The organism is Stenotrophomonas ginsengisoli (assembly GCF_001431485.1).
In the GTDB taxonomy this organism is placed as follows: Bacteria; Pseudomonadota; Gammaproteobacteria; order Xanthomonadales; family Xanthomonadaceae; genus Stenotrophomonas; species Stenotrophomonas ginsengisoli.
Genome location: NZ_LDJM01000008.1, coordinates 74094 through 82702 on the forward strand (window position 1 = coordinate 74094; position 8609 = coordinate 82702).

The window sequence follows — 8609 nt, forward strand, 5'->3', positions numbered from 1 at the left end:
TCAGCGGCCGAAACGCGCGGCGTAGGTCGCCACCACCTCACGGTTGCGGCGTGCCACTTCGCACAGGACCGCATCGGCAATCAGGCCGCTGCCGGCCACCTGCCCCCAGAAATCGATGGCCATGGCAGCGGCACGGGCGATCACCGCCCCCTGGCCGATCTGCTCGGGCGCACGCGGTGCAATGGCCACCGGTTCGCGTTCGGCACCACTGCGCGGCGGAGCCAGGTACATCGGCAGCATGTCGTAAGCCGGGCACAGCGGCAGCGGGCCGTCATCGACCAATTCAAAACCCAGGTTGCCCTGGTGCATGTCGCTGTTGCCGATGAGCTGGCCGAACCAGTGCAACAGAGCCATGCGTTCGGCACTGGCCACATCGATCAAACGCAGTGCCTGTAACTGCCGCCCGGCCTCGGCCCAGCTGCGGCGGCCTTCGCCGGTGAAGGCGGCATCCAGCGACATCAGCGAGACAAAGCCGCGCCGGCCCAGCACATCGTGCGTGCGGTCAAAACGCTGCAGCTCCAGATACGTCAGGCCGCCGTCCTGCAGCAGGGTCGATACCGCCGCCGGCACGCCGTGCGCGGCAAGTGTGCGCAGAGCCAGATGCTCCATCGCCAGCAGATCGGCCCAGCGCACAGACACGGCGAACTTCACGATGGCCGCATAACGCGAGCTGCCGTCCTGCACGGTGGCCGTGAACTTGGGCTGCTCGCCACCGGGAGAGGAGCCAACATCCTCGCCGGCCAGCGCATCGCGGGCCATGCGGGCGTAGGTATCCAGACGTTGCTCGATGGCCACCGCATCGGGCGGGTTCTGCAACTGCTCCAGCGCCTGGTCCACGGCCCGACTGCCCAGCAGCAGGTCGCCAATGCCGGTGCCGCCGTGCTGGATGCCGATCAGGTTGTCTGCCGTACGCCAGCTGAGCAGGTCCTCCGGCACGCCCATCAGCTTCCCGTTCCTGTGCGCCAGGGTGCGACCGAGAAAGCCCTGCGGGCGCACGTCATCCAGAAACCACGGAATGCCCGGAAAATGCCCAGACACCGCCTCCACCGCTCGCACGAGATTGGGCCGCTGTCCTGAGGGCTGGAACAGGAAACGCTCGCCACGCAGGGCATGCAGGGTACCGAGCGGCTCCGGCGTGGCATCGGCGCCCATGCGGTACAGCGCCCAGTTGTTGGGGCGGCTGCGCTCGGTGGCCACATAGGCGGTGGCGCGGGTATTGCCGAAACGGATGACCTGCTCACCCGCCTCGGCCACCAGGCGCGACAACAATGGGCGCGAGATACCCAGCTGGCTGACCAGTTCGGCTGAGGACATGGGATCCCCGCTTTGCAACAGGAACAGCAGATCGGCGACGGCAGCTGAACGTGGACGGGCCATGAGGAAAGTTTCGTTACAAATCTGGATACAAGTTTTAGAGTAAATATTACTGTAATTCCAGACCAGATGGGCAAAATACAGTCACTCAATCGTTACAAATTTGGAAACAAATGAAGGCGACTGTCTGCCCGCGCCGCACCTGCGCATTCATCCTGCACGCACGCCTCGCCAAACGGTTTGACCATGCGATGCCCCTGAACCGCCGAGCGCGCCCTTCTCCTCCTCCCGCTCCGGCCGCCCCTGTGCCCACGAAAAGACCAGCCAAGCGCGGCGCGCAAGCATTGCCCTCGTCAGGGTGGTTGCCTGCGAACTAACGGGAGTGAGGCTCACATCCTTGAACAGTCCAGCCACCTCGACGTCCAGCCTCTGCTAGCTTCTCCCCATCCCACCCGGAAGAAACCTGATGACCCGCCTGACCGCCAAGGATTTCGCCCCTGAGCTGCTGGAGCTGTATGACGGTTACGTGCACGGCAAGCTGAGCCGGCGCGACTTTCTCGAACGCGCGGCCACCTATGCGGTGGGCAGCATGACCGCAGTGGGCATCCTGGCCGCACTCAGCCCGGATTACGCGCTGGCCGCACAGGTGCGCTTTACCGACCCGGACATCATTGCCGAATACATCAGCTACCCCTCGCCCAAGGGCCACGGCCACGTGCGCGGCTACCTGGTGCGCCCGGCCAAGGCCGATGCCCCGTTGCCCAGCGTGGTGGTGGTGCACGAGAACCGCGGCCTGAACCCGTATATCGAGGATGTGGCGCGGCGCCTGGCCAAGGCCGGTTACATCGCCCTGGCCCCGGATGGCCTGAGTTCGGTGGGCGGCTACCCGGGCAATGATGACAAGGGCCGCGAGCTGCAGGCCCAGGTGGACCCGGAAAAGCTGATGAACGACTTTTTCGCCGCCATCGAGTTCCTGCTGGCCGACAGCCGCAGCACCGACAAGGTGGGCATCACCGGCTTCTGCTACGGCGGCGGCGTGTCCAATGCGGCGGCGGTGGCCTACCCGGAACTGGCTGCAGCGGTGCCGTTCTATGGCCGCCAGGCACGCCCGGAAGAGGTGCCGGCAATCAAGGCCCCCTTGCTGCTGCAGTTTGCCCAGGAAGATGCCCGCATCAACGCCACCTGGCCCGAGTACGAAGCCGCACTCAAAGCGCACGGCAAGACGTACGAGGCCTACATCTACCCCGGCACCCAGCACGGCTTCCACAACGATTCCACCCCGCGCTATGACGAAGCGGCCGCACAGCTGGCCTGGGAACGCACCCTGGCCTGGTTTGCGCGTTACCTGCACTGATGCACGAACGCTGCCGCCGTTGCGCACGCATCACTGACTGCCGCTGCGCAGCCAGAGCATCAGCACCCAGGCGGCCGCAACCACCAGCCAACTGATCCAGCGCGCGCGCAGGCGCAGGCTGAAGTAGGCGTTCTGTACCGACAGGAAAATGGCCGCCAACAGCGCGGCCATACCAAACGCGCCGAGCTGGGCGAACAGGCGCTGCATGCCGATGCCACGGCTGGCATGGAAATCACTGAAAAGGCCGTTGTAGATCATCGGTGTCAGCCACAGCAGCCACAGGCCGGCCAGCAGGTATTCCAGCCATTGCAGCACGCCCAGCGAGCGCCCGACCGGATGCAGCTGCACCCGGTTGCCCGCAGCAGCGCCGTACACCGGCGGCTGTGCGTTGGGCACCTGCGGCGGCACGCCGGACACGTCCGGCTCGATCGGCGGCAGGCTCGGGTCCACATAACGGTTGTTGGTTGCCCGCCGCCACTGCACCTTCACGAACAGGTACAGCAAGGGCGATGCAATCACCAGGCCCACACCGAACGGGCCAAACCAGTAGCCCGCCACCAGCAGCAAGGCCAACATCAACACCACCATCACCGGACTCAACACGGCCAGCAGAAAACGCTTCATCGGCTCTCACTCCTTGTCGTGGCGGCATCAGCCGGTGGCATGCCCTTCAGTGCGCGCCGGCCTCGAGAAACTCGGTCGTCACCTGCAGCATCGCGGCCATGCCGTTGACCAGTGCGGCCTCGTCGAGCAGGAACTTCGGCGAATGGTTGGCCGGGGCCTTGGCCGGGTCGATGCCCTCACTGGTGGCACCGACCAGGAAATAGAAACCGGGCACGGTGTTGGCAAAGTGGGAGAAATCCTCGGCGATGGTCTGCAGCGGCATGTCCACTACGTTGGCCGCACCGGCGGCGCGCTCCAGTGCCGGACGCAGGCGCTGGGCCAGGGCGACATCGTTGATGGTGGCCGGGGCCTGGTTGATCACCTTCAGCGTGGCGGTCGCGCCGGCGGCATGGGCGTAGTCGCTGGCGATGCGATCAAAACGGGCGATCACGTCCTCGCGCACGGCCGGGTCGAAGGTGCGCAGGGTGCCGACCAGGTTGGCCTGGTCCGGGATGATGTTGAAGCGCACGCCGCTGTTGAACTGGCCGGCGGTGAGCACCACCGGGGTCTGGGCGATGTTGATCTGGCGCGCGATCATGCTCTGCGTGCCCAGCAGCACCTGGGCGCCGACGGTGATCGGGTCCACGCCCTCCCACGGCCGCGAGCCGTGGGTCTGCTTGCCATCGATGGTGAGCAGCCACTCATCGGCCGAGGCCAGCAGCGGGCCGGCCTTGTAGCCCACTTGCCCCACCTGCAGCCCGGCCCACACGTGCAGGCCGAAGGCGGCATCGGGTTTGAAGTCGTTGAGCAGGCCTTCGGCCAGCATGCGATGGGCGCCGAAATCCTCGTTGGGGTCGGCCGGGCCTTCCTCGGAGGGCTGGAACACAAACATCACCTCGCCGGGCAGCGTGTCCTTGCGCGCCACCAGTGCCTGGGCCACGCCCATCAAGATGGCCACGTGGGCATCGTGGCCACAGGCATGCATCACCCCCACCGGCTGGCCGCGGTAGCTGCTGCGCACGGTGGAAGCAAACGGCAGGCCGGTTTCCTCGGCCACCGGCAGGGCGTCCATGTCGGCACGGATCAGCAGGCGCGGGCCGGGCTTGCCGCCCTTGAGCACGGCCGCCACACCGGTGCCGGCAATGCCGGTACGCGGGGTCAGGCCCAGCGCACGCAGGTGCCCGGCCACGATGGCCGCGGTGCGGGTTTCCTGCCCGCCCAGTTCCGGGTGCTGGTGCAGGTCACGCCGCCAGGCCTGCAGCTGCGCCTGTGCGGCCTGGGCGCTGGCCGTTGCCGGCAACACCTCGGCCTGGGCGCCGGCCGCCATGCCGGCCATGGCCACTGCCGCGGCCAGTGCCGCCCTCGTCCAACCCCTTGCCTGCCTGCCCGTCATTGCGCCCGCCCTTGCTGATCATCAAGCCCTTGATGGTACCCGCCCGCCCAGCCACCGGCCGCCTGTTGCCGACCCTTGTTCTGGATCAATGCCGACAAGTTCCCGAATGACGAGGATGGGACATCGGCCCATGCTGGCCCCGTTTGATTCTGTGGAGACTGCCCATGCCCGACAACGCCTGGATCCTGGTGGTGCTGTTGCTGCTGATTCCCTCGTTGATCGTGGGTTGGCTGCGTTTTGGGTTGAACAAGGAAGCGGCTGCGGTCAGCGGCGTTGGCGGCATGATCTTCGCCTTCCTGAGCTTTGCCGCCGCGCTGTGGGTGATCTTCAGCAAGCTGGCCTGAGCCGCCGGCATCCCGGGCCGGGCAGGTTTGCCTGCCTGCCACCGGATTGGCATGCACTGACGCGATAATGGCCGGGCACTTGAACCGAGACCGCCATGGCTCGCCACTCTTCCCGCCTGGGCCGCCTGTGGGCGCATGAAAAATCCAGCTACGGCCTGCGCGTCAGCATCGCCCTGGCCAGCGCCATTGCCTATGGCTGGTATGGCGATGCGGTAGCGGCCATTCCCGGCCTGTTCCTGGGCATCATCGCCAGCGCGATTGCCGAAACCGACGACAACTGGTGGGGCCGCAGCAAGGCGGTGGCGCTGTCACTGGCCTGCTTTGCCCTGGCCGGGGCGGCGGTGGTGCTGCTGTTTCCCTATCCGTTGCCCTTCATTGCCGCGCTGGCCTTGGCCGCCTTCGGCCTGACCCTGCTCGGCGCGCTGGGCGAGCGTTACGGCTCCATCGGCCAGGCCACCGTCACCCTGGCTCTGTACGCGATGATCGCGCTGGACCAGCTCCCGCCCGGCACGCCCAGCCAGACCGCGTGGCACGAGATCGGCCACCTGCTCGGCGGTGCAGCCGGCTATGGCCTGCTGTCCATCGTGTGGACCGCGTTGTTTGCCAACCGCCCGGTACGCGAGGCGGTGGCTCGCCTGTATGGCGAGCTGGGCCACTACCTGCGGCTGAAGGCGGCGATGTTCGAGCCGGTGCACGATGCCGACCATGCCGCCATGCAGCTGGCCCTGGCCGAACAGAACGGGCGCGTGGTGGCCGCACTGAACGTGGCCAAGAACGCCATCCTGGCCCGCTTCGGCCGCTCCGGCCGGCCCGGCGTGCAGTCCGGGCTGTACCTGCGCCTGTACTACATGGCCCAGGATTTCCACGAACGCGCCAGTTCCTCGCACTACCCGTATGCGGCACTGAGCGAGGCGTTCTTCCACTCCGATGTGCTGTACCGGGCCAACCGCGTGCTCACCCTGCAGGGCAAGGCCTGCCAGACGCTGGCCGAAGCGGTGCGCCTGCGCCAGGCCTACAGCCACGCCGCGCGCCTGCCGGCCGCACTGGAAGACCTGGACGGCTCGCTGGCCTGGCTGGGCCAGCAGCACAACCCGGCCTGGACCCCACTGCTGGGCGCGCTGCGCCTGCTGCGCCGCAATCTGGGCGCCATTGACCGCCAGCTGGCCGCGGCCAACCTCAGTGACAGCACCCTGGACGGCATGGACACCCGCCTGCGCGATTCCAGCCCACGCACCCTGGTGGAAATGGGCCGGCGCCTGCGCCAGCAGCTCACCCCCACCTCGGTGCTGTTCCGCCACGGTGTGCGCATCGCCATCGCCCTGGTCGCCGGTTACGGCCTGATGCACCTGCTGGATGTGGCCAATGGCTACTGGATCCTGCTCACCACCGTGTTCGTGTGCCGCCCGCACTTCGGCGCCACCCGCCTGCGCCTGGTCCAGCGCATCATCGGCACGGTGGCCGGCCTGCTGGCCACCTGGGCCCTGCTGCAGCTGTTCCCGGCCACCCCGGCCCAGCTGCTGATCGCCTTTGCCGGCGCGCTGCTGTTCTTCATCTGCCGCAACGACCGCTACATCGCCGCCACCGCCGGCATCACCCTGATGGCGCTGACCTGCTTCAACCTGCTCGGCGATGGCTTCGTGCTGATCAGCGCGCGCCTGCTCGATACGGTGGTCGGCTGCGTGATTGCCGCCGCGGCCTCGCTGTGGATCCTGCCGGACTGGCAGGGCCGCCGCCTGCACGCGGTGATGGGCACCGTGGCCGCCAGTGCCGCGCGCTATCTGGAACAGGTGCTGGGCCAGTACCGCGACGGCAAGCGCGATGACCTGCCCTGGCGCATCGCCCGGCGCGACATGCACAACGCCGATGCGGCACTGTCGGTGGCCCTGGGCAACATGCTGCGCGAGCCGGCGCGGGTGCGCCCCAACCTGGATGCCGGCTTCCGCTTCCTGGCCCTGTCCAACACCCTGCTCGGCCATCTTTCGGCGCTGGGTGCGCATCGCGAGCAACTGCCCGCGCTGGCCGCCGATGCCCAGGCCCAGGCCGCCGGTGCCTACATCCGGCACAGCCTGTCCGGCATTGCCGATGCCCTGGCACGGCGCCAGGCACTGCCGACCGCCGAAGGCGACGAGCGGGCCATGGCCCAGGCCCTGGAAGACGGCAGCAGCGAGCTGGACGAACGCCTCGGGCTGATCCACACCCAGCTGGCCCTGGTGCTGCGCCTGCTGCCGCGCCTGCGCCAGGCCGCCGCCGCGGCCACCGGTCTGTCGATGTTGTTGCCACCGCCGGCAGTGAACGCCACGCAGTAAACCGCGGCCGCGCTCTGCTAGGCTCAGGCGCGCTATCCAAGGAGTCATGGATGTCCGGACACAACCAGTTTGCCCTGCTGCGCCAGCGTCGCTTCGCGCCGTACTTCATCGTCCAGGCCCTGGGCGCGTTCAACGACAACGTCTACCGCCAGGCGATCATCGGCCTGCTGTTCTTCCTCGGCCTGGATGCCGACCAGCGCGGGCTCTACGCCACCCTGGCCCCGGCCATCTTCATCGCGCCCTATTTCCTGTTCTCGGCCCTGGCCGGGCAGGTGGCCGAGAAACTGGAAAAGCACCGCCTGATCGTGATCACCACGATGATGGAGATCGGCATCATGTCGCTGGCGGCGGTGGGCTTTGTCAGCGAAAACCTGCCGGTGCTGCTGGTGGCGCTGTTCGCCACCGGGGTGCAGTCCACCCTGTTCGGGCCGGTGAAGTACTCGGTGCTGCCCTCCATCCTCAAGCCGGAGGAGCTGACCGGCGGCAACGGTCTGGTCGAGATGGGCACCTCGATCTCGATCCTGTGCGGCATGATCACCGGCGGCCTGATCTTCCACCTGGCCGGTGAGCACGGCCCGGTGGTGGCGGCCAGCGCAATCATCGTGCTGGCCGTGGCCGGCAACCTGGTGGCGCGCCTGATCCCGCGCATGGATGCCGGCGAGCCGGGCCTGCAGATCGGCTGGAACCCGATTCCCGAATCGATCAAGGCCCTGCGCCTGGCCAAGCAGCAGCTGGCGGTGCGCAACGCCATCCTCGGCGTGTCCTGGTTCTGGTTCTTCGGCACCATCATCACCTCGCTGCTGCCGGTGTGGGCCGAGCGCAACCTCGGCGGTGTGGCCGATTCCAGCCTGCTCTACATCGCCGCCCTGGCCCTGTTCTCGATCGGCACCGGCACCGGCTCGTTGATGTGCGAAAAGCTGTCCGGGCGCATCGTGGAGATCGGCCTGGTGCCACTGGGCGCCTTCGGCATGAGCGCCTTCCTGCTGGACCTGTACTTCGCCCGCCCCGGCGCCGCCCCGGTGGGCGGGCTGGACGTGGCCGGCTTCCTCGCCCAGCCCGGCAGCACCCGCATCATCATCGACCTGCTCGGCATTGGCTTTGCCACCGGCCTGTTCGTGGTGCCGCTGTTTGCGCTGATCCAGAGCCGCACCCCCAACAACCAGATGGCGCGCGTGTTCGCCGCGCTGAACATCCAGAACTCCGGCTTCATCGTGGCCGCCGCCGGTGTCGGCCTGCTGACCCAGCAGCTGCTGGGCTGGAGCGCACCGCAACTGCTGCTGGCCCTGGCCATTGCC

7 protein-coding genes are annotated in these 8609 nt (G+C 67.7%); 4 read left to right on the plus strand and 3 right to left on the minus strand.

Annotated features, from left to right (window positions below; genetic code table 11):
* Entirely contained in the window at nt 1-1377 is a 1377-nt protein-coding gene (yjjJ, locus tag ABB30_RS03250; protein WP_083489653.1) for a type II toxin-antitoxin system HipA family toxin YjjJ, read from the minus strand.
* A gap of 403 nt (nt 1378-1780) precedes the next feature.
* Here yjjJ and yghX point away from each other — a divergent pair, with 403 nt between their 5' ends.
* Nucleotides 1781-2668 (plus strand): YghX family hydrolase, encoded by an 888-nt coding sequence (yghX, locus tag ABB30_RS03255; RefSeq protein WP_057636872.1) that lies wholly within the window; start codon nt 1781-1783, stop codon nt 2666-2668.
* 30 nt (nt 2669-2698) lie between these two features.
* Here yghX and ABB30_RS03260 read toward each other — a convergent pair whose 3' ends face one another.
* Together ABB30_RS03260 and ABB30_RS03265 are read right to left on the minus strand one after the other, a co-directional pair.
* A complete protein-coding gene (locus tag ABB30_RS03260; RefSeq protein WP_057636873.1) occupies nt 2699-3292 on the minus strand; it encodes a hypothetical protein in 594 nt (197 codons plus the stop codon).
* Between the two features lie 46 nt (nt 3293-3338).
* Nucleotides 3339-4607: an amidohydrolase gene (locus ABB30_RS03265; protein WP_245626406.1), complete on the minus strand. Its 1269-nt coding sequence runs from the start codon at nt 4605-4607 to the stop codon at nt 3339-3341.
* Nucleotides 4608-4828: 221 nt separating this feature from the next.
* Here ABB30_RS03265 and ABB30_RS03270 point away from each other — a divergent pair, with 221 nt between their 5' ends.
* The 3 genes from ABB30_RS03270 to ABB30_RS03280 all read left to right on the plus strand — a co-directional run.
* Nucleotides 4829-5008 carry a hypothetical protein gene (locus tag ABB30_RS03270; protein ID WP_057636875.1) on the plus strand — a complete coding sequence of 60 codons (180 nt, stop codon included), beginning with the start codon at nt 4829-4831 and terminating at the stop codon, nt 5006-5008.
* A 95-nt stretch (nt 5009-5103) separates the two neighbouring features.
* A complete protein-coding gene (gene yccS / locus ABB30_RS03275) occupies nt 5104-7314 on the plus strand; it encodes a YccS family putative transporter (protein WP_057636876.1) in 2211 nt (736 codons plus the stop codon).
* A 50-nt stretch (nt 7315-7364) separates the two neighbouring features.
* Nucleotides 7365-8609 (plus strand): MFS transporter (locus tag ABB30_RS03280; RefSeq protein ID WP_057636877.1); only part of this gene is annotated, 1245 nt, incomplete at its 3' end.

What these genes read in the sequence shown, in the direction of transcription:
- ABB30_RS03260 (WP_057636873.1), bottom strand. Translation starts at nt 3,292, where the DNA reads ATGAAGCGTTTTCTGCTGGCCGTGTTGAGTCCGGTGATGGTGGTGTTG.
- yghX (WP_057636872.1), top strand. Translation starts at nt 1,781, where the DNA reads ATGACCCGCCTGACCGCCAAGGATTTCGCCCCTGAGCTGCTGGAGCTG.
- yccS (WP_057636876.1), top strand. Translation starts at nt 5,104, where the DNA reads ATGGCTCGCCACTCTTCCCGCCTGGGCCGCCTGTGGGCGCATGAAAAA.
- yjjJ (WP_083489653.1), bottom strand. Translation starts at nt 1,377, where the DNA reads ATGGCCCGTCCACGTTCAGCTGCCGTCGCCGATCTGCTGTTCCTGTTG.
- ABB30_RS03265 (WP_245626406.1), bottom strand. Translation starts at nt 4,607, where the DNA reads ATGGCCGGCATGGCGGCCGGCGCCCAGGCCGAGGTGTTGCCGGCAACG.
- ABB30_RS03270 (WP_057636875.1), top strand. Translation starts at nt 4,829, where the DNA reads ATGCCCGACAACGCCTGGATCCTGGTGGTGCTGTTGCTGCTGATTCCC.